The sequence below is a fragment of the Mycobacterium sp. URHB0044 genome (genome assembly GCF_000620625.1).
Lineage (GTDB): Bacteria > Actinomycetota > Actinomycetes > Mycobacteriales > Mycobacteriaceae > Mycobacterium.
On sequence record NZ_JIAW01000014.1, the window covers coordinates 150,988 to 169,669 of the forward strand.

The window sequence follows — 18,682 nt, forward strand, 5'->3', positions numbered from 1 at the left end:
GATCGTTCAGGAGGCGTGCCAGAGCGGCCGAATGGGACTCACTGCTAATGAGTTGTCCCTCTTAAAGGGGACCGGAGGTTCAAATCCTCTCGCCTCCGCCGCTGCTGACCTGCGTCAGTGCGAAAATTTAATACATGCGCCCGTAGCTCAACGGATAGAGCATCTGACTACGGATCAGAAGGTTAGGGGTTCGAATCCCTTCGGGCGCACTCTCGTGTTCGCATCGACGAGCACTTCGTGCACTGCATCGTGCTCGCCGACGGGGGCGAACACCCGCCACTCCGACGGCACGCCCTTCAGGACGTGCGTCCCGCGGTCCTGGAACGTAATCCCGGAGCCGTTGACCAGATCCTTCACCGTGCTGGACACCAGAACCTCTCCTGCGTTCGCGAGCGCTGCGATGCGCGCACCGATGTGGACGGCGATGCCACCGATGTCGTCGCCACGCAGTTCGCACTCGCCGGTGTGCAGACCGCTGCGGACGTCGACACCCGCCTCGGGCATGTGCGCAGCCAGCGCGGTGGCGCACCGAACGGCTCGGGTGGGGCCGTCGAACGTCGCGAGGAAGCCGTCGCCGGTGTGCTTGATCTCGCGACCCTGAAACCGGGCGATCTCGGCGCGGGTGATCCGGTCGTGCCGCTCGAGCACCTCACGCCAGCGGCGGTCGCCAAGGTGGGCCGCTTGTGTCGTGGAATCGACGATGTCGGTGAACATCACCGTGGCCAGAACCCGATCCGGCGGCGGCTCGTGACGCTGCCCGGTGAGGAATTCCTCCACCTCGCCGGTGATCGCCCTGAAGTCGCCGACCGACGGGAAGTGGTCGATGCCGTCGAGTTCGACGATGCGTGCCATGGGGATGCCCGCTGCGAGCTCCCTCGCGAACTCGACCGGAATCGCGTCGTCCCTGCGATGCAGGACGAGGGTCGGGACGCGAACGCTTCCGAGGACGTCGCGAACGTCGATCTTCGTCAGCACCGCGGCCCACGTGAGGAGGGCCATCTTCGGGCTCATGCTTGTCCGTTCGAACACCGCGACGGCTCTGCGATAGAGGGGGTCTCGACTGTGACTCGGCGCCGCCCAATCGATGGTGCCGCCCTCGCCCCAGTGGTCGATCGACGTCCGAAGCTGGCTCGCCAGCCGCAGCCACTTCGCCCTGCCGGGCGAGCCGTCGTCGTCGAGGGACCCGTTCGCATACGTGCCGTAGAGGACCAGCGCGCGGACGCGCTCCGGGTAACTGGCGGCAACGACGATGCTGATGGGCCCACCCTCGGAGAAGCCGAACAGCGCGGGCCGGTCGCAATGCGTGGCATCCATCACCGCGAGCAGGTCGTCCGAGCGGCTCTCCAGCGTCGGCACCCCGTCGACGGGGTCGGACAGACCGGTGCCGAGCTTGTCGTACAGAACCACTCGGGCGAATGAACTGAGTTCGCCGACGAACGCCGCCCAGTTGGTATCGCTCCACATGAAGTCGACGTGGGAAAGCCAGCCGGGAACGACCACCAAGTCCATCGGACCGTCGCCAACCACCTGGTAGGCGAGGTCTCCGTTCGGCCCCTTCGCGTAGCGGGTCTCTGGCTGGGTGACCATCCGTCTCAGTGTCCCACCCGCGACGATCGACGACGAGGGCTTTGCCACCGCTAATCTTGTCGACCGATGTTCCCGGGCTGCCCCACCGCGGGGCAGGATGGCCCTATGACACCCACGGTGATCCAGCGCTGGATCGACATCATCGACAGCGATCCCTCCGACGGCCGCCTCGGCGAACTGGACGGCCTGCTGGCCGAGGACGCGGTGTTCTACTCGCCGGCCGTCTTCACGCCGCAGGAGGGACGCGCCAAGACGGCGATGTACCTGCGGGCGGCCGCGAAGATGTTCGCAGGAACGGACTTTCACTACGTCGGGCAGTGGTTCGCCGGGCGGTCGGCCGTGCTGGAGTTCGCCGCCACCATCGACGGCATCTACGTCAACGGCGTCGACATGATCGAGTGGAACGACGACGATCGGATCGTGTCGTTCAAGGTGATGATGCGGCCGTTCAAGGGCCTGCAGGTGATCATGCCGAAGATGGCCGAGTTGCTGCAGTCGGCTTGATGCGTCTGCTGCTCGTCGCCGACACTCACGTCCCCAAGCGGGCACGTGACATGCCGGCCGTGGTGTGGGACGAGGTGGCTCGCGTCGACGTTGTGCTGCATGCCGGTGACTGGGTGGTGCCCTCGCTGCTCGACGAGTTGGAGGCGCGCGCGAAACGTCTGGTCGCCTGCTGGGGCAACAACGACGGCGACGAGCTGCGTCGCCGGTTGCCCGAACGCGCCGACGTGACGCTCGGCGGGCTGCGATTCACCGTCGTGCACGAGACGGGAGCGTCCGGCGGGCGCGACGAGCGCATGGCCCGGCTGTACCCCGACACCGACGTGTTGGTGTTCGGGCACAGCCACATCCCGTGGGACGCGACCGCACGGAGTGGCCTGCGTCTGCTCAACCCGGGCTCGCCCACCGACCGCAGGCGCCAGCCGTTCTGCACCTACATGACGGCGACGGTCTCCGACGGAGTGCTCGACGAGGTGACGCTGCACCGTGTCTGACCGCCCCGCCAAGGTCGCCGACGTACATCGGCTCGCCGCCGCGATGCCTCACGTCACCCGCATCGAAGGACCCAAGGGCAACGCCATCTACCAGGTCGGCGGCAAGTCGTTCGTGTTCTTCCGCAACCCACGCAAGGACGCGCCCTTTCCCGACGTCATCGTGATCTGGGTGGAGTCCGAGGCCGACAAGGTGGCCCTGGTGCAGGATCCCGACTCACCGTTCTTCACCACCGACCACTTCAACGGCCATCCGTCGGTCCTGGTGCGGGGCAGCGAACTCCACCGCATCGGGGTCGACGAGCTGGCCGAGGTGATCCAGGACGCCTGGCTGTCGCGAGCCTCGAAGCGACGCGGTGAGCAGTGGCTGGCGGGCCGGAAACTCGTGGAATGAGTTGGTTTCTGGCCATCGTGTACGGGTAGCCGTCGGCTGTCCGATCCGAAGACCCTTGGAGGTACATGATGGCAACTGGAGAAACCGGATTCGACGATGTGTCGTTCGACCTGATCTCGGTGCAGTATCACTCGCTGAAGGCCGGCCACGACTACGGGCAGTACGTCCGTGATGCCAAGAACGCAGGCCGTGACGACATCGCGTCGTTCTTCGAAGAGGTCATGAAACAGGACTCCGAGCGCGGGCAGCGCTGCCACGAATTCTTGAGGGAACTCAGCAGCAGTTCACGCTAGGCGGCGGCACCGGGCACCGGCTGCACCTTCAGCGTGCGGCCGGTGCGCTTCCGGTAGACGACCTCGAATACGAAGCTCAGTACCAGCACCGCCAGCAGCGTGACCCACGTGCTCGCCGGCCCGGTGTGGACGGTGTAGCCGAGCAACAGGGCGAAGAGCGCCGCGTTCAGCGCCACCGCGAGTACCAGCAGCGAGCGCTTGGCGCCGGTCTCGCGGTGCACCCGCAGATGCCCGGCGCTGACCGTGCCGTACACGATCAGAAACGCCAGGCTGGCCATCGAACCCACCGCCGACAGCGGGAAGAACGCGACGAACAATGCGGTCAATACCGCGGCGACGAGCATGCCGACGGTGCCGCCCCGCCACACGCCACCGGTGAAATCCCTTGGCAATTCGCCAGATTTCGCGACCATGAAGGCCAGGTTCGCGTCGCCGTACATGGTGGCGTTGACCCCGGATGCGGTGGCCATCAGTGCCGCGATCCCGATCACGACGAAGCCGACGTGCCCCATCGCCGCGAGTCCCGCCTCCGACAGCACGTGTCCCTGGCTGGCGTCCATCGCGGGCAGGCTCAACGTCATCACCACCACCGTGCTGATCACGACGTAGACCACCACCACGATGGCCAACGCCGAGAACATCGCGCGCGGCAGCTCCCTCGCCGGGTCGCGCATGTCCCCGGCGGAGTTGGTCACCACACCGAAGCCCTCGTACGTCACGTAGAGCAGGCCCGCGGCGAACAGGATGCCGAGCCAGTGGTGGTCGCCGTTGTCGGTCAAACGAGCGGGATCGGCCTTGATCAGGCCGAGCACCGCGAACATCGCCAGGATGACCAATTCGACGGTGACGACGATCGATTCGGCCCGGCCCACCAGTTTGGAGCCCACCATGTTGATCAACACCACCACGGCGATCAGCCCGATCCCGATGAGCTTGCCCGACCAGGCGGGCGTCTCCCACGGCAGCAGCGCCCGGGCGTAGCCGGCGAAGCCCGCGCAGTAGAGCGCCATCGCGATGATCCAGCCGAGGAACTGAAAGACGTTGAGGCCGCCCGCAATCACCCCGTCGCCGAAGCATTGGATGAGGAATTGCGCGGCGCCGCCCCGGCTCGGATAGCGCGCGCCCAGCTTGGCGTAGGAGTAGACGCTGAAGACGGTCACCACGCCACCGACGAGGAATGCGACGGGCAGCCATACGCCTGCCGTCGTCGACGCCAAACCCAGCAGCGTGTACAGCCCGGCGCCCATCATCCCGCCGACGCCGATCGCGGTCGCGCTCGCAGCGGTGATCGAGCCGGATGATGTGGTCATCGCGGTCAGCTTCCCACACGATGGGATGAACATCGCGCCGATCCGCTCCGGCCGCGCCATGCGGGTGGCAATGTCGTTTGCATGGAACAGAAGCCGCCCACTGCCGTCATCGAATCCGCGCACGCGCAGCACCGCGACGGCTTTCCGTTCGAGGACACCCGCGACTTCGCCGATGCCGACCGCGGCTTCATCGGCGCGATGCAACCTTGCGTGGTGAAGGCCGCCGACGGGCGGGTGGTGTGGGACAACGACGTCTACGGCTTCCTGTCCGACGCCGACCCCGAACACGCACCTTCCACCGTGCATCCCAGCCTGTGGCGGCAGTCGACGCTGTGCGCCAAGCAGGGCCTGTACGAGGTGGTCGAAGGCGTCTACCAGGTTCGTGGCCTGGACCTGTCCAACGTCAGCTTCATCGAGGGCGACACGGGCGTCATCGTCATCGACCCCTTGGTGTGCACTGAGACCGCGGCAGCGGCGCTGGCGCTCTACCGTGCCCACCGCGGGGACCGTACCGTCGTCGCCGTCATCTACACCCACAGCCACGTCGACCACTTCGGCGGCGTGCTCGGCGTGACGAGCCAAGCCGACGTCGACGCTGGCAAGGTCGTGGTGCTGGCGCCCGAGGGTTTCATCGAGCATGCCGTGCAGGAAAACGTCTACGCCGGAACGGCAATGGCGCGGCGGGCGTCCTACATGTACGGCACGGTGCTGGCCCGCGGTGCGCGAGGACAGGTCGGCTGTGGCCTGGGACAGACGCCGTCGACGGGCGAGGTCGCGGTCATCGTGCCGACCCTCGACATCACCACGACCGGCGAGACGCACACCATCGACGGCGTCGAGATCGAGTTCCAGATGGCCCCGGGCACGGAGGCGCCCGCCGAGATGCACTTCTACTTCCCGCGCTACCGGGCGCTGTGCATGGCCGAGAACGCCACCCACAACCTGCACAACCTGCTGACGCTGCGCGGTGCCCTGGTGCGTGATCCGCACGGCTGGTCGGGCTATCTCACCGAGGCCATCGACGCGTTCACCGACCGCACCGACGTGGTGTTCGCATCGCATCACTGGCCGACGTGGGGCAAGGACCGGATCGTGGAATACCTTTCGCTGCAACGGGATCTGTACGCCTACTTGCATGACCAGACGTTGCGGCTGCTCAGCCAGGGCTACACCGGCACCGAGATCGCCGAGAACTTCGAGATGCCGCCCGCGCTGCACCGGGCGTGGCACACGCACGGCTATTACGGGTCGGTGAGCCACAACGTCAAGGCGGTCTACCAGCGCTACATGGGCTGGTTCGACGGCAACCCCGCACGGTTGTGGCCGCACCCGCCGGAGGCGATCGGACCGCGCTACGTCGAGGCGATGGGTGGCATCGAGCGCGTCGTCGAACTTGCGCAACGAGCGTTCGACGACGGCGACTTTCGCTGGGCCGCAACGCTCCTCGACCACGCGACGTTCACCGACACCGCGCATGCCGGAGTGCGTGAGCTGTACGCCGACACCCTGGAGCAGTTGGCGTACGGCGCCGAGAACGCGACGTGGCGCAACTTCTTCCTGGCCGGTACCACCGAACTGCGCGAGGGCAACTTCGGCACGCCCGGCCAGACGACGTCGCTGTCGCTGGTGTCGCAGTTGACGCCCGAGCAGCTCTTCGACAGCTTTGCGATCAGCATCAACGGGCCGAAGGCATGGGATCTCGACATCACCCTCGACGTGACGTTCACCGACGTCGCGACCAACTACCGGCTGACGCTGCGCAACGGCGTACTGGTGCACCGCAAGGCGCCCGCCGACGCGGCGACGGCGTTGGCCACCATCACGCTGGCCAACAAGCTGCGGCTGCTGATGTTCGCCGCGGGGGACACCACGTCGCCCGGCATCGACGTCGCCGGTGATGCCAACGCACTGCCGTCGCTCATGGGGGTGCTCGACCGGCCCGACCCGAACTTCAACATCGTCACGCCGTAGGGAAGCGTCGACTCTGCGTCCTGGGCGCATTCGTGCGAGTGGCCCCCGCCGCCAACGCAGAGTCGAGTGGGTGCCTTTTCCCGCCTAGCAGCGACTTTCGGCAAGGGCAGCCCGAAAAGTCGCTGATAGGTGGGCAATTCGTGTGCCCACTATCCGGCGGGCGGGTTCTCGAGAACTAGGGTAGGCCGCCGTCGGCCCGCAGGATGGCGCCGCTGGTGAAGCTCGACGCATCCGACGCCAGATACAGTGCGGCACCGATGATTTCGTGCGGCTCGCCGGCGCGCTCCAACGCCAAGTGGCGGAACGGATTCTCGGCGCCCGAGAAGTCCCACGCCTTGCTGATGTCGGTGAGGAACGGCCCAGCCATCAACGTGTTCACCCGCACCGTGGGCCCGTATGCCTTGGCGAGCCCTTCGGTCAACGCGTTCAGCCCGGCCTTCGCCGCCGCGTACGGCAGCATGTCGGGCGCCGGCCGCAGCGATCCGCTGGAGCTGACGTTGATGATCGACCCGCCACCTGCGGCCACCATCCGGTCGGCCACCAGCGTCGACAACCGGAACGGACCCTTGAGGTTGAGGTTCACCACGGCGTCGAACAGCTTCTCGGTCACCGAGGACAACGAGTCGTACAGCGGCGACATGCCTGCGTTGTTGATCAGCACGTCGACCTTGCCGAACCGCTCGTAGGCCGCGTCGACCAGGCCGTCGAGCTGCTCCCACCGGCCCACGTGCACCTGGTACGGGAACGCGGTTCGCCCCGTGGACGCGGAGATCTCCTCGGCCGTGACGACGCACGACTCCAGGTTGCGGCTGGCGATGATGACGTCCGCCCCGCACTCGGCGGCCGCGAACGCCATCTCCCGCCCCAGCCCGCGGCTGCCCCCGGTGACGAGCACGACGTGGTCGGTCAGGTCGAAGAGTCGGTCGGCGTAACCCACCTTGGCACTCCTATCGGTCGAGTCCGGTCGGGGCAGCGAATGCCCATATGGTGGCACGGTGCAACTGCTACTCGTGCGACATGCGCTGCCTCGCCGCAGTGAACCTGGGCAGGGTTCGGATCCGGACCTGTCCGAGGACGGCATCGAACAGGCCAAGCGACTGCCCGAGGCGCTGGCCCGATTCCCCATCACGCGATTGGTCAGCAGCCCACAGCGACGTGCGATCCAGACCGCGCAACCGGTAGCCGATGCGCTCGGGCTCGCCGTCGACGTCGACGAGCGGCTGGCCGAGTACGACTACGGCCTTTCGCACTACACGCCGATCGAAGAGGCCTCGCAGGAAGACCTGCAGCGACTCATCGACGGTCACCTACCTGGCAACGTGGACGAGGATGCGTTCATCGCCAGGGTCAACGCAGGGATCGGTGACCTCGTCGCAGCCGCGGACCACGAGGACACCGTCGCGGTGTTCTGTCATGGCGGCGTCATCAACGCGCTCGTCCACCAGACGATGGGCACCGAGCGGCTGCTGTGCGTCCAGGTCGACTACGCAGGCGTCACCCGGCTCCTGTCGTCGCGCAACGGAAAGCTGAGCGTCGCGTCCGTCAACGGGACCGAGCACGTATGGGACCTGCTGCCTCGAAACGTCCGGTGGTAGACAAGTCCGATGACATCCTCGTCGCCCGCCGGTCTTGACCTCGACGCGCTGGACCGCCACCTGCGGTCCATCGACGTGCCGCGCACCGGTGAGCTGCGGGCGGACCTGATCGCCGGCGGCCGCTCCAACCTGACGTTCCTGGTATTCGACGACGCGTCGAAGTGGGTACTGCGCCGCCCGCCGCTGCACGGCCTCACCCCGTCGGCGCACGACATGGCCCGCGAGTACAAGGTCGTGGCGGCACTCGAGGGCACCCCGGTGCCCGTCGCGCATCCGGTGACGATGCGCAACGACGACTCCGTCCTCGACGCCCCGTTCCAGATGGTCGAGTACGTGCCCGGCCGCGTGGTGCGCTACAGCGAGGAACTCGAGGCGCTCGGCGACCAGTCCGTGATCGACGGCTGCGTCGACGCATTGATCAAGGTGCTGGCCGACCTGCACGCCGTCGCCCCGGCCTCCGTCGGCCTCGGCGACTTCGGCAAGCCCACCGGATACCTCGAGCGTCAGGTGCGCCGCTGGGGTTCGCAGTGGGATCTGGTGCGCCACGAGGACGATCCGCGCGACCACGACGTGAAACTCCTGCACGCCAAGCTGGGTGAGGCACTGCCCGAGCAGAGCCGCAGTTCGATCGTGCACGGCGACTACCGCATCGACAACACCATGCTCGACGCGACCGACGCCACCAAGGTGCGCGCGGTGCTCGACTGGGAGATGTCGACGCTGGGCGACCCGCTCAGCGACGCCGCGCTGATGTGCGTGTACCGACACCCGATGTTCGACATGGTGCACGCGAACGCCGCGTGGTCGTCGCCGCTGATCCCGTCGGCCGACGAGCTCGCGCACCGCTACTCCCTGGCGGCCGACCAGCCGTTGGCGCACTGGGACTTCTACATGGCGCTGGCGTACTTCAAGTTGGCGATCATCGCCGCGGGCATCCACTTCCGCGCCAGGATGGGTGGCACGGACGAGGGTGACAAGGTCGGCGAGGCCGTCGCTCCGCTCATCGCGATGGGCCTCACCGCACTGTCCTAAGGCCGTCTGCGGTTTGATTGGGCGGTGAATGGGATGACGACGGGGACGCAGAGCACGCTCAAGCGGGATGTCGGCGTCGACCTCGACGTCTGGATCAGTGCGCCCACCACGCTGGAATTTCAGATCGCCGTCGCCCCTCAGCCCGGCGCCACGGTCACCGAGTCACTGTCGTTCACGTTGAACGGCAAGCAGATTGAGGCCACGGAGATCAGCGGCGACCACGGCAACCGCATCCACAAGTTCGACGCGGGCGAGGGCTCGCTGCTGGCCAGCTATTCGGCGACGATCATCGGGCAGAGCGACCCGGCGCCGGTGACCGAGATCGACCTGTCGACGTATCTGCGGCCCAGCCGGTACGCCGAGGCCGACAAGTTCTTCGGTTTCGCCGCGACCGAATTCGGCCAGTGGGTCGACTCGGCCACGCTGCTGGCGAAGGTGTCGTCGTGGGTGGGCACGCGGCTGCACTACGTGCCCGGCTCGTCGGACCCCATCGACGGGGCGGCCGACACGCTGCTGGCAGGCGCCGGGGTGTGCCGCGACTACGTGCACCTGGTGGTCGCGCTGCTACGCGCGGTGAACGTGCCGGCCAGGATGGTCGCGGTGTATGCGCCGGGCTGCGACCCCATGGACTTTCACGCCGTCGCGGAGGCGTACGTCGACGGTCACTGGCGGGTGGTCGATGCCACCCTGTTGGCGCCGCGTCAGACGCTGGTCCGGATCAGCACCGGACGCGATGCGGCCGACACCGCGTTCCTGGACAACCACAACGGGTCGATCACCCTGAACTCGATGTGGGTGCGGGCCGTGGTCGACGGCTACCTGCCGCACGACGCGGTCGAGGAGCTGGTGTCCATCCGCTAGCGACTACCGTTGCGCGGCCTTGTAGTTCTTCTTGGCGGCGCGGCGTAGTTGGAAGATCCGGGCAGCGCCGGCCAACACGGTGACGAGGCCGCCCAACACCGCGGAGAACAGGATCGCCACACCCAGCGGAAGGGACCAGTCCCACCCGAGGAAGTGGAAGGTGGCCGATTCGGTGTTCTGCGCGATGAAGATCAGCAGCACGATCAGGACGAGGAAGCCGACGATGAGCGCCGACCACAGGGCGCCGGCCCTGGTGAACTTCACCTTGGTCGCAGGCGGCGGCGGGTTCGGGGTAGGGGGGCCCGGCGGCGGCTCTTGCGCCATCGGTTCGAGGGGGCCGGGACGTACCGGCTCGACGGGCGGCACGTTCGGCTCGGTGCTCATGGCTCCATCCTTGCCCGTCCGGACCGGGATTGAAACCAGGCTCGGCACGAGGTAAAGCCGGGCAACATTGCGCGAAGGCCGTTAGGGTCGCGGGGAGCGTGTGCCGGCGGAAGGACGCAATCCATGGACCCCGCGCGACGAACCGTGCGCAAGAGAAGTCTGGCCGCGCTCGCCGCGGTCCTCGCCCTCATCACCGCGGCCTGCGGTAGTTCCAACCCGCTTGGCGGCGGCGAGGTGTCGGGTGACCTGAAGTCGATCGTGGTGGGCTCGGCGGACTTTCCGGAGTCGAAGATCATCGCCGAGATCTACGCGCAGGCGCTGGAGGCCAACGGCTTCACGGTGGGCCGGCAGTTCGGCATCGGCAGCCGCGAAACCTACATCCCCGCGGTCAAGGACCACTCCATCGACCTCATCCCCGAGTACACCGGGAACCTGCTGCAGTACTTCGACCCGAAGACCAAGGCCACCGACCCCACCTCCGTCGAGTTGGCGCTCTACCGTGCGCTTCCCGGCGACCTGTCGATCCTGGCGCCGTCGCCGGCCAACGACCAGGACACCGTCGCGGTCACCGAGGCGACCGCCAAGAAGTGGAACCTCAAGACGATCGGTGATCTGGCGCAGCATTCCGCGGAGGTGAAGTTCGGCGGGCCGTCGGAGTTCCTGAACCGGACCGAGGGCCTGCCCGGGCTGAAGGCGAAGTACGGCCTGGACGTCGCGCCCGTCAACTTCGTCGCGATCAGCGACGGCGGCGGCCCCGCGACCGTGCGCGCGCTGGTCGACGGCACGGTGACGGCGGCGGACATCTTCAGCACGTCACCGGCGATCCCGCAGAACAAGCTGGTGGTGCTCGAGGACCCGAAGAACAACTTCCTCGCCGCCAACGTCGTGCCACTGGTCGCCTCGCAGAAGCTGTCGGATCAACTCAAGACGGTGCTGAACGCCGTCAGCGCCAAGCTGACCACCGAGGCCCTCATCGAGATGAACGGCGCGACGTCGGGCAACGGCGGCATCGATCCCGACGAGGCCGCGCGAAAATGGGTACAGGACAACGGGTTCGACAAGCCGATGGCAGGCTAGGGGTAGGGCAGATGATCAAGTTCGACGCCGTCCGCAAGGTGTACCCCGACGGCACCGTCGCCGTCGACGACCTCACACTCGAAGTGCCCGAGGGCACGCTGGCCGCGTTCGTCGGCCCGTCGGGCTGTGGCAAGACCACCTCGATGCGGATGATCAACCGGATGATCGACCCCACGTCGGGCAAGTTGACCGTCGACGGCAACGACGTCACCAAGGTCGACGCCGTCAAGTTGCGCCTCGGGATCGGCTACGTGATCCAGAGTGCCGGCCTGATGCCGCACCTGAAGGTCATCGACAACGTCGCGACCGTGCCGGTGCTCAAGGGCGAATCACGGCGCAGCGCACGCAAGGCGGCGCTCGGCGTGCTGGAGCGCGTCGGCCTCGACCCGAAGTTGGCCAACCGCTATCCGGCTCAGCTCTCCGGTGGTCAGCAGCAACGGGTCGGCGTGGCCCGCGCGCTCGCCGCCGATCCGCCGATCCTGTTGATGGACGAGCCGTTCAGCGCGGTCGACCCGGTGGTCCGCGAGGAATTGCAGGCCGAAATCCTGCGGCTGCAAAGCGAATTGCGCAAGACCATCGTGTTCGTCACCCACGACATCGACGAGGCGATCAAACTCGGCGACAAGGTTGCGGTGTTCAGCCGCGGGGGCAAGCTGCAGCAGTTCGACGAGCCGGCGCGGCTGTTGTCCAACCCGGCCACCGACTTCGTCGCCGGGTTCGTCGGCGCCGACCGGGGCTACCGGGGCCTGCAATTCTTCGACGCGACGGGGCTTCCGCTGCACGACGTGCGGACCGTCGGCGAACCCGGCATCGACTCGCTGAGGCTGGATCCGGGGGAGTGGGTGCTGGTGCTCAAGCCCGACGGCACGCCGTACGGATGGATCACCGCCGACGGCGTCGAACTGCATCGTGCTGGAAAGTCGTTGTACGACAGCACGACTGCGGGCGGATCGCTGTTCCTGCCGAACGGCACGATGCGGTTGGCGCTCGACGCCGCGCTGTCGTCCCCGTCGGGCCTGGGCGTTGCCGTCGACGAGAACAGGCAGGTGGTCGGCGGCATCAAGGCCGACGACGTGCTGGCGGCGCTGACCGCCCAGCGCGGGACTGCGGACGGGGGAGGGGGCTAACCGCCGTGCGCTATCTGTTCACCCACCTCGACGACGCCTGGGCGTTGACGCTGATCCATCTGCGGCTGTCGCTGGTGCCGTTGGTGCTCGGCCTGTTGATCGCGGTGCCGCTCGGCGCGTACGTCCGGCGGACGAAGACATTGCGCAGGCTCACGACGGTCACCGCGAGCATCATCTTCACCATCCCGTCGCTGGCGTTGTTCGTCGTCCTGCCCTTGATCATCCCGACCCGCATCCTCGACGAGGCCAACGTCATCGTGGCGCTGACGCTCTACACCGTCGCGCTGCTGGTCCGCGTGGTCCCCGAGGCGCTGGACGCGGTGCCGCCCGCCGTGCTGGACGCCGCCACCGCCGTCGGCTACCGCCCGTTCACCCGCGTCGTCAAAGTCGAGTTGCCACTTGCCATTCCGGTGCTCGTCGCAGGCCTGCGCGTTGTCTCCGTCACCAACATCTCGATGGTGTCGGTCGGCTCCGTGATCGGCATCGGCGGCCTCGGCACGTGGTTCACCGAGGGCTATCAGGCCGACAAGAGCGACCAGATCATCGCGGGCATCATCGCGATCTTCGTGCTGGCGATCGTCATCGACACCCTCATCATGCTGATCGGCAAGGCCGCCACACCGTGGATCTCGGCGGGCAAGGTTGGGCGACGGGCGAAGGCGCCTCGGGCGAGCGAAGCGACGGGGAAAAAGGGGTCCTCATGAACTTCCTGCAGCAGGCGCTGTCCTACATCTTCACGGCCGACAACTGGGCGGGGCCAGCAGGCCTGACGGCCCGCATCCTGGAACACCTGCAGTACACCGCCGTCGCGGTCGTCTTCTCGGCGTTGATCGCCATCCCGATCGGCATGGCGATCGGGCACACCGGCCGCGGCACGTTCCTCGTCGTCACCGGTGTGAACGCGTTGCGGGCACTGCCCACTCTCGGTGTGCTGCTGCTCGGCGTGCTGCTGTGGGGGCTGGGCCTGGTACCTCCGACGGTCGCGCTGATGTTGTTGGGCATCCCGCCCCTGCTGGCAGGCACCTACGCGGGCATCGCCAACGTCGACCCGGCGGTCGTCGACGCGGCCCGCTCGATGGGCATGACGGAGTCGCGCGTGCTGCTGCGCGTCGAGGTGCGCAACGCGCTGCCACTGATCTTCGGTGGGCTGCGCACCGCCACGCTGCAGATCGTCGCGACGGCGACGGTCGCCGCGTACGCCAGCCTCGGCGGTCTCGGGCGCTATCTCATCGACGGCATCAAGGTGCGGCAGTTCTACCTCGCCCTGGTCGGCGCGCTGTTGGTGACCGCGCTGGCGCTGATCCTCGATGCCGCGCTGGCGGCGGTGGTGTGGTTGTCGGAGCCCGGCACCGACCGGTTCCGCCGGATGCCGCAGCCGTTGATCAGCGACGAGATGGCGCTCGGGTCACGATCTGCTGCGACTTCCCGAGGCGGCTACGAACGAGAGGGCCCGTCGCCTACGGTAGAGGGGTGAGTGCAGCAGCCCGCTCCGAAGCCACGCCCAGCACCTGGCCCGCGGTCCTGACGTGGAGCGCGCATGACGTTCCCCGGATGGAGTCCGTGCGGGTGCAGTTGTCCGGCAACCGCATCAAGGCCTACGGCCGAATCGTCGCGGCCGGCACGCCGACGCATCCGCCGTTCAGCGCGTCCTACGACCTCGTCACCGACGAGGGCGGCGGCACCAAACGCCTTTCGCTGACCGTCACGCTCGCCGAGCGCGAACGTCAGCTCTCGATCGCCCGCGACGAAGAGAACATGTGGCTGGTCCAGGATCACCAGAACCAGACCACGCGCGCGGCCTATGACGGCGCGCTGGACGTCGACGTGATCTTCAGCCCGTTCTTCAACGCGTTGCCGATCCGCCGCACCGGCCTGTATCAGCGGTCGGAGTCGATCACGCTGCCGGTGGTGTACGTGCGGCTGCCGGAGTTGACCGTCGAGCAGGTGACCATCAGCTACAGCACCGCGTCCTCCGACGCGGGGGCGATCAAACTGGTGTCGCCCGTCGCCGACACCACGATCTCCGTCGACGACGAGGGATTCATCCTCGACTATCCAGGACTGGCAGAGCGGATCTGATCACGCCGCCGGCGCGGCCCGCCGCGGCGAGTTCCTCACGCCACTTCGCGGCTCCGACCGTGATGGTGATGATCTCCGGCCTGCTGAAGCTGTCGTAGCGCATCCGCGCGGCGTGACCGGCTTCGACGAGCTCGCCGACCGACTTCCCGGCCGCGAGGTGGTCCCTGGCCCACGTGAGCAGTTCGATCGTCCGGTCCAGCGCGCCGTGCAGCTGGTCGGCATTCGCCTCGCACATGGCCCGGACCAGGTCGGGGGCGGTCGCGGCGACCCGTGTGCCGTCTCGGAACGATCCCGCGGCAAGCGCGAACGCCAACGGCACGTCACCCGCCGTCGCTGCGAGCGACTCGGCGAGCAGGTGCGGCAGGTGCGAGATGGCGGCGGCCGCGGCGTCGTGCTCGTCGGAGCGGGCGGGGACGACGACACTGCCGCAGTCCAACGCCAGGTGCATCACCATGGCCCACACTCGCGCGTCGACGTGGTCGTCGACGCTGATCACCCACGGTGCGCCGACGAAGAGACGCGGATTGCCCGCGGCCCAACCCGAATGCGCGGTCCCAGCCATCGGGTGGCCGCCGACGAACCGGTCGAGGAGGCCGTGGTCCCGGACCGTCTGCAGGACAGCGCCTTTCACGCTCGTCACGTCGGTCAGTGGGCACTCGGGAGCCAAGTGGCGGATGCGGTCGAGCATGGTCGGCAGGGCGGGCACGGGGACGGCGAGCACGATCAGCGCTTCGGTCTCGGCCGCGCGGGCCAGGACGTCGTTGATGCTGTCCGTCGCGTCGAACCCGTCGAAGCGGGCGGCCTCCACGCCGTCGATCGACCGGTTGTAGCCGAACACCTCGCGACCGGAGGCCTTCACGGCTCGCATCACCGATCCGCCGATCAGCCCCAAGCCGAGCACGCACACGGGTGTTGTCACTGTTCAAGGTTGGCATACGGTGATCCGGCGCTCACCGTGCATCGGTCGAATTGTGGTCAAACTTCCTGGTCTGGGACTAGCGTTGGCGTCATGGGAGCAGAGCGAGCGCAGGCAAAGAAAAAGGCCGCAGACCTCCCCGACGGCTTCGGCGTGGCGGTCGTCCGTGAGGACGGGAAGTGGCGTTGTTCGCCGATGCGCGCTGCCGCGCTGACCAGCCTGGGCGCGGCGGAAACCGAACTGAGGGAATTGCGCAGCGCCGGCGCGGTGTTCGGGCTGCTCGACGTCGACGACGAGTTCTTCATCATCGTCCGGCCGGCCCCCGCGGGCACCCGGCTGTTCCTGTCGGATGCCACGGCGGCGCTGGAGTACGACATCGCCGCCGAGGTGCTGGAGAAGCTCGACGCCGACCTCGACCCGGCCGAACTCGAGGACGCGGACCCGTTCGAGGAGGGCGACTTGGGCGTGCTGGCCGACATCGGCCTCAATGAAGGTGTGCTCAGCATCATCCTGTCCGACGACGAGTACGCCGACGTGCAGCTCTCCCGTATCGCTCAGGAGATGGGCTTCGACGACGAGATGTCTGCGGTTCTGGACAAACTCGATCGGTGAGGTCGGACTTCCCGTCTGATGACGAGCTGATTCGGCGCGCACTCGACGCGGCCGGTGCGGCGGGCCCGCGTGACGTGCCGATCGGCGCGGTGGTGTTCGGACCTGACGGTGCCGAGGTGGCCCGCGCAGCCAATGCCCGCGAGCAGTTCGGGGATCCGACCGCGCACGCCGAGATCCTCGCCATGCGTGCTGCGGCAGCGGTTCTCGGTGACGGCTGGCGGCTCGAGGGCGCGACGTTGGCCGTGACCGTCGAACCCTGCACGATGTGCGCCGGGGCGTTGGTGATGGCCCGGGTCGCGCGGCTGGTGTTCGGCGCGTGGGAGCCGAAGACCGGTGCGGTGGGCTCGCTGTGGGACGTGGTGCGCGACCGTCGGCTCAACCATCGGCCCGAGGTCAGGGGCGGCGTGCTGGCCGATGAGTGCGCGGCGCCGCTGGCGGAGTTCTTCGCGCGGCAGCGATGAGTGCTTGCGATTAGGGCCGCGGACCGGGCTTGGGTAAGCTGCCACGCGGTGGCGTGTCCGAGCGGCCTAAGGAGCACGCCTCGAAAGCGTGTGACGGGTAACCCCCGTCCGAGGGTTCAAATCCCTCCGCCACCGCCACAGCTCCCCACCCGTTAGTACTGGTGGGGAGCTTTTTTCGCGCAGCTCACGCCGCCAGGCCGGCCAGGTTCGGATTCGCCTGCGGCAGAGTTGTCGGCTCCGACGGCTCGATCGTGATGGGCTCCCGCAGGGACTTCGCCGCGGGCGCGGTGCCGATCACGACGCCGTGTGCCATGCCCTGCGAGGTCGGGATGTCGATCGTCGACCCGGGTACCAGGTCGTCGCCGACGTCGGTCTTGCCGTTGAACCAGTCAGTGAGCCACGCGACGGCCAACTCCTCGACCGCCGGCGGGTTCTGCGGTTGCGGGAAACCGGCGGCGAGGTACGCGGCGAACTGAATGAGCGGGTTGCCGCCGCGCATCGAATCCATGTGCACCCCGCCCGCGAGCACGACACCGTTGAACCGGTCAGGCCGCGCCGCGGTCAGGGCTTGGTTGATGTTGCTCACCGAGTTGAACAGGTTGGTCGGCGCGCCGATCTCGCGGATCGGAATGTAGTGGCCCGTCGCCGCCTCGTACGCGGCCAGCTTGTCGAGCGCGGCAACCATGGTGCCCTGCAGCGGCACCCCGTCGAGGGCGATCACCCCCACCAGATCGTCGGCGGCGCCGTTCTTGGCGAGGAATCCCGCCGCGGCCGACACTAGGTTGCCGCCCAACGAGTGACCGGCGAGAGCGAACTGCTGGGGCAGCCGCGCCGTCGCCGGATCGAGGCCGTACCTGGTCGCGTAGCCGGCGGCCAGCGCGCTCTGTGTCAGTGCGGCGCGGTCGCCGACGAACAGGTCGGCGATCGCCGACGCCATTCCCGTTCCGCCCAGCCACGCGGAGTCGCCTGCGAAGAAGTTGGACGGCAGCGTCGGGGTGACGACGATGCTGTTGGTCCGTTCGGCGAGGTTGGCCGCGGTGTAGCTGTACTGGGGACCGAGGGCCAGCAGGCCGTGTTGCAGCAGGATCATCCGCGTCGGCGGTTCGTCTCCCTCGGGGTAGTACCAATTGGCGGCCACCCGCTGTCCGGTGCCCAACCGGATCGTCGAGCTGCGCACCGTGACCGTGCTGTTCGGTGGCAGAACCGGCGGCCCGGTGACGAACGCCTCGACTGCCTGCAACGTGTTGATGAGCGCTGAACCGACGTTGACGACGACGGACGCCAGGACTGATCCGACGACGTCGAACAGCGACGGTGGTGGCGGGGCGGGCGCGACGGCGGCGGTCGCCCGCAACAGGCTCGTCGATGCCATCGGCGCGGCCGCGGTGTCCCTGGCGGCCGCAGACCGGTTCACGGTGGCGGGTGCGACGGGCGCGGGTGCCGCCGACGGCGTCTTCGTCTCGGCAGCGTCGTCGGTCTCGGTGATGTTGGTGGGCGTGGAGGCAGCCGGCTTCTGCGGCGCGTGGGTTGCCGGAGTCGAGTGTTTCGAGCCGGTCGACGTCTTGTCGGGTACCGAAGTGGGTCCGTCCGACTTGGTTGGGACGTCGTCGGGATCGGCTTCGGATGCGTCTGAGTCGTCCGCCGGATCGGTTGCCGGGTTGGTCTTGTCCGGCTCGTCGGCGTCTTTACTCGGGGTCGAATTACCGCTGCTCGACCCGGCTCCGGCAGGGTACTTGTCGTTGGTCGGCGAGTCCTTCTTGTCGGTTGCCGAGTTCGGTTTGTCCGCACCGGAGTTCGTCGACGTGGATGCGCCGGTGCCCGATGGAGAGTCCGTGTCGGCGGTTGCCACACCGGCACCCGTCACCAACGCTGCGGAAACTCCCGCGGCGACGACACCGGCACCCAACCACACCGACAACTGCTCCATACCTGACTCCCCAAGTCGTTCCGGACGTTCCCGGGTTCCGATCCTGACAGCCCGCACCGGGATT

At 67.7% G+C, this 18,682-nt stretch carries 21 protein-coding genes and 3 tRNA genes; 18 read left to right on the forward strand and 6 right to left on the reverse strand.

Translation table 11 applies throughout. From position 1 onward, the window contains the following. Window positions 1-9 precede the first annotated feature (9 nt). A tRNA-Ser gene (locus N536_RS0125680) sits at window positions 10-98 on the forward strand. A 38-nt stretch (window positions 99-136) separates the two neighbouring features. After that, window positions 137-209: transfer RNA gene (locus tag N536_RS0125685), tRNA-Arg, on the forward strand. Here N536_RS0125685 and N536_RS41730 read toward each other — a convergent pair. Further along, window positions 175-1,587 (reverse strand): adenylate/guanylate cyclase domain-containing protein, encoded by a 1,413-nt coding sequence (locus tag N536_RS41730; protein WP_081809375.1) that lies wholly within the window; start codon window positions 1,585-1,587, stop codon window positions 175-177. The genes N536_RS0125685 and N536_RS41730 overlap by 35 nt on opposite strands. 105 nt (window positions 1,588-1,692) lie before the next feature. On the opposite strand from N536_RS41730, the gene N536_RS0125695 reads away from it, so the two are divergent. From N536_RS0125695 to N536_RS0125710, 4 genes are all read left to right on the forward strand, one after another. Then, the gene (locus N536_RS0125695; protein ID WP_029116249.1) at window positions 1,693-2,091 is read left to right on the forward strand and encodes a nuclear transport factor 2 family protein; all 399 of its coding nucleotides are present in this window, start codon (window positions 1,693-1,695) and stop codon (window positions 2,089-2,091) included. Next, window positions 2,091-2,582 carry a metallophosphoesterase gene (locus N536_RS0125700; RefSeq protein ID WP_029116250.1) on the forward strand — a complete coding sequence of 164 codons (492 nt, stop codon included), beginning with the start codon at window positions 2,091-2,093 and terminating at the stop codon, window positions 2,580-2,582. The genes N536_RS0125695 and N536_RS0125700 overlap by 1 nt, the downstream gene beginning before the upstream one ends. Continuing rightward, window positions 2,575-2,973 carry an MmcQ/YjbR family DNA-binding protein gene (locus N536_RS0125705; RefSeq protein WP_029116251.1) on the forward strand — a complete coding sequence of 133 codons (399 nt, stop codon included), beginning with the start codon at window positions 2,575-2,577 and terminating at the stop codon, window positions 2,971-2,973. The genes N536_RS0125700 and N536_RS0125705 overlap by 8 nt, the downstream gene beginning before the upstream one ends. A 68-nt stretch (window positions 2,974-3,041) precedes the next feature. Continuing rightward, complete coding sequence (locus N536_RS0125710) at window positions 3,042-3,266, forward strand: hypothetical protein (protein ID WP_029116252.1); 225 nt, start codon at window positions 3,042-3,044, stop codon at window positions 3,264-3,266. Here the strand turns inward: N536_RS0125710 and N536_RS0125715 are convergent. Next, window positions 3,263-4,576, reverse strand: coding sequence for an APC family permease (locus N536_RS0125715; protein WP_036437642.1), 1,314 nt, complete (start codon window positions 4,574-4,576; stop codon window positions 3,263-3,265). The genes N536_RS0125710 and N536_RS0125715 overlap by 4 nt on opposite strands. A gap of 81 nt (window positions 4,577-4,657) precedes the next feature. Here N536_RS0125715 and N536_RS0125720 point away from each other — a divergent pair, with 81 nt between their 5' ends. Beyond that, window positions 4,658-6,547 carry an alkyl/aryl-sulfatase gene (locus N536_RS0125720; protein WP_029116254.1) on the forward strand — a complete coding sequence of 630 codons (1,890 nt, stop codon included), beginning with the start codon at window positions 4,658-4,660 and terminating at the stop codon, window positions 6,545-6,547. Window positions 6,548-6,722: 175 nt separating this feature from the next. On the opposite strand, the gene N536_RS0125725 is transcribed toward N536_RS0125720, so the two are convergent. Beyond that, window positions 6,723-7,484, reverse strand: a complete 762-nt coding sequence (locus tag N536_RS0125725) for an SDR family NAD(P)-dependent oxidoreductase (RefSeq protein ID WP_029116255.1) — start codon at window positions 7,482-7,484, stop codon at window positions 6,723-6,725. Window positions 7,485-7,542: 58 nt separating this feature from the next. On the opposite strand from N536_RS0125725, the gene N536_RS0125730 reads away from it, so the two are divergent. Genes N536_RS0125730 through N536_RS0125740 form a run of 3 tightly spaced genes read left to right on the forward strand, consistent with a single transcriptional unit; the run spans window position 7,543 to window position 10,035 of the window. Continuing rightward, a complete protein-coding gene (locus N536_RS0125730; RefSeq protein WP_029116256.1) occupies window positions 7,543-8,142 on the forward strand; it encodes a histidine phosphatase family protein in 600 nt (199 codons plus the stop codon). Between the two features lie 9 nt (window positions 8,143-8,151). Then, on the forward strand, window positions 8,152-9,174 hold the full coding sequence (locus tag N536_RS0125735; protein WP_029116257.1) for a phosphotransferase family protein: 1,023 nt from the start codon (window positions 8,152-8,154) through the stop codon (window positions 9,172-9,174). 33 nt (window positions 9,175-9,207) lie between these two features. Continuing rightward, window positions 9,208-10,035, forward strand: coding sequence for a transglutaminase family protein (locus N536_RS0125740; protein ID WP_036437595.1), 828 nt, complete (start codon window positions 9,208-9,210; stop codon window positions 10,033-10,035). A gap of 3 nt (window positions 10,036-10,038) precedes the next feature. On the opposite strand, the gene N536_RS0125745 is transcribed toward N536_RS0125740, so the two are convergent. Next, on the reverse strand, window positions 10,039-10,419 hold the full coding sequence (locus N536_RS0125745) for a lipopolysaccharide assembly LapA domain-containing protein (RefSeq protein WP_029116259.1): 381 nt from the start codon (window positions 10,417-10,419) through the stop codon (window positions 10,039-10,041). 123 nt (window positions 10,420-10,542) lie between these two features. On the opposite strand from N536_RS0125745, the gene N536_RS0125750 reads away from it, so the two are divergent. Genes N536_RS0125750 through N536_RS0125770 form a run of 5 tightly spaced genes read left to right on the forward strand, consistent with a single transcriptional unit; the run spans window position 10,543 to window position 14,702 of the window. After that, window positions 10,543-11,496, forward strand: coding sequence for an ABC transporter substrate-binding protein (locus N536_RS0125750; RefSeq protein ID WP_029116260.1), 954 nt, complete (start codon window positions 10,543-10,545; stop codon window positions 11,494-11,496). A gap of 11 nt (window positions 11,497-11,507) precedes the next feature. Continuing rightward, window positions 11,508-12,623 (forward strand): ABC transporter ATP-binding protein, encoded by a 1,116-nt coding sequence (locus N536_RS0125755; RefSeq protein WP_029116261.1) that lies wholly within the window; start codon window positions 11,508-11,510, stop codon window positions 12,621-12,623. 5 nt (window positions 12,624-12,628) lie between these two features. After that, window positions 12,629-13,327, forward strand: a complete 699-nt coding sequence (locus N536_RS0125760) for an ABC transporter permease (protein ID WP_029116262.1) — start codon at window positions 12,629-12,631, stop codon at window positions 13,325-13,327. Next, window positions 13,324-14,097, forward strand: coding sequence for an ABC transporter permease (locus tag N536_RS0125765; RefSeq protein WP_029116263.1), 774 nt, complete (start codon window positions 13,324-13,326; stop codon window positions 14,095-14,097). The genes N536_RS0125760 and N536_RS0125765 overlap by 4 nt, the downstream gene beginning before the upstream one ends. Next, window positions 14,094-14,702, forward strand: a complete 609-nt coding sequence (locus N536_RS0125770; RefSeq protein WP_029116264.1) for a putative glycolipid-binding domain-containing protein — start codon at window positions 14,094-14,096, stop codon at window positions 14,700-14,702. The genes N536_RS0125765 and N536_RS0125770 overlap by 4 nt, the downstream gene beginning before the upstream one ends. Here the strand turns inward: N536_RS0125770 and N536_RS0125775 are convergent. Beyond that, window positions 14,665-15,609, reverse strand: a complete 945-nt coding sequence (locus N536_RS0125775) for a prephenate dehydrogenase (RefSeq protein ID WP_029116265.1) — start codon at window positions 15,607-15,609, stop codon at window positions 14,665-14,667. The two genes, N536_RS0125770 and N536_RS0125775, sit on opposite strands and share 38 nt — an antisense overlap. A 102-nt stretch (window positions 15,610-15,711) precedes the next feature. On the opposite strand from N536_RS0125775, the gene N536_RS0125780 reads away from it, so the two are divergent. The 3 genes from N536_RS0125780 (at window position 15,712) to N536_RS0125790 (ending at window position 16,829) form a co-directional block, all read left to right on the forward strand. Continuing rightward, window positions 15,712-16,230, forward strand: coding sequence for a tRNA adenosine deaminase-associated protein (locus tag N536_RS0125780; protein ID WP_029116266.1), 519 nt, complete (start codon window positions 15,712-15,714; stop codon window positions 16,228-16,230). Then, window positions 16,227-16,691: a nucleoside deaminase gene (locus tag N536_RS0125785; protein ID WP_029116267.1), complete on the forward strand. Its 465-nt coding sequence runs from the start codon at window positions 16,227-16,229 to the stop codon at window positions 16,689-16,691. The genes N536_RS0125780 and N536_RS0125785 overlap by 4 nt, the downstream gene beginning before the upstream one ends. Before the next feature lie 47 nt (window positions 16,692-16,738). Beyond that, a tRNA-Ser gene (locus tag N536_RS0125790) sits at window positions 16,739-16,829 on the forward strand. Window positions 16,830-16,875: 46 nt separating this feature from the next. On the opposite strand, the gene N536_RS39430 is transcribed toward N536_RS0125790, so the two are convergent. Then, complete coding sequence (locus tag N536_RS39430) at window positions 16,876-18,618, reverse strand: hypothetical protein (RefSeq protein ID WP_051574767.1); 1,743 nt, start codon at window positions 18,616-18,618, stop codon at window positions 16,876-16,878. Window positions 18,619-18,682: the final 64 nt, after the last annotated feature.

Excerpts from the sequence above, each read along its gene's own strand:
- N536_RS41730 (WP_081809375.1), bottom strand. The coding sequence starts at position 1,587 with ATGGTCACCCAGCCAGAGACCCGCTACGCGAAGGGGCCGAACGGAGAC.
- N536_RS0125695 (WP_029116249.1), top strand. The coding sequence starts at position 1,693 with ATGACACCCACGGTGATCCAGCGCTGGATCGACATCATCGACAGCGAT.
- N536_RS0125700 (WP_029116250.1), top strand. The coding sequence starts at position 2,091 with ATGCGTCTGCTGCTCGTCGCCGACACTCACGTCCCCAAGCGGGCACGT.
- N536_RS0125710 (WP_029116252.1), top strand. The coding sequence starts at position 3,042 with ATGGCAACTGGAGAAACCGGATTCGACGATGTGTCGTTCGACCTGATC.
- N536_RS0125715 (WP_036437642.1), bottom strand. The coding sequence starts at position 4,576 with ATGACCACATCATCCGGCTCGATCACCGCTGCGAGCGCGACCGCGATC.
- N536_RS0125720 (WP_029116254.1), top strand. The coding sequence starts at position 4,658 with ATGGAACAGAAGCCGCCCACTGCCGTCATCGAATCCGCGCACGCGCAG.
- N536_RS0125735 (WP_029116257.1), top strand. The coding sequence starts at position 8,152 with ATGACATCCTCGTCGCCCGCCGGTCTTGACCTCGACGCGCTGGACCGC.
- N536_RS0125740 (WP_036437595.1), top strand. The coding sequence starts at position 9,208 with ATGACGACGGGGACGCAGAGCACGCTCAAGCGGGATGTCGGCGTCGAC.
- N536_RS0125745 (WP_029116259.1), bottom strand. The coding sequence starts at position 10,419 with ATGAGCACCGAGCCGAACGTGCCGCCCGTCGAGCCGGTACGTCCCGGC.
- N536_RS0125750 (WP_029116260.1), top strand. The coding sequence starts at position 10,543 with ATGGACCCCGCGCGACGAACCGTGCGCAAGAGAAGTCTGGCCGCGCTC.
- N536_RS0125755 (WP_029116261.1), top strand. The coding sequence starts at position 11,508 with ATGATCAAGTTCGACGCCGTCCGCAAGGTGTACCCCGACGGCACCGTC.
- N536_RS0125765 (WP_029116263.1), top strand. The coding sequence starts at position 13,324 with ATGAACTTCCTGCAGCAGGCGCTGTCCTACATCTTCACGGCCGACAAC.
- N536_RS0125780 (WP_029116266.1), top strand. The coding sequence starts at position 15,712 with ATGGGAGCAGAGCGAGCGCAGGCAAAGAAAAAGGCCGCAGACCTCCCC.
- N536_RS39430 (WP_051574767.1), bottom strand. The coding sequence starts at position 18,618 with ATGGAGCAGTTGTCGGTGTGGTTGGGTGCCGGTGTCGTCGCCGCGGGA.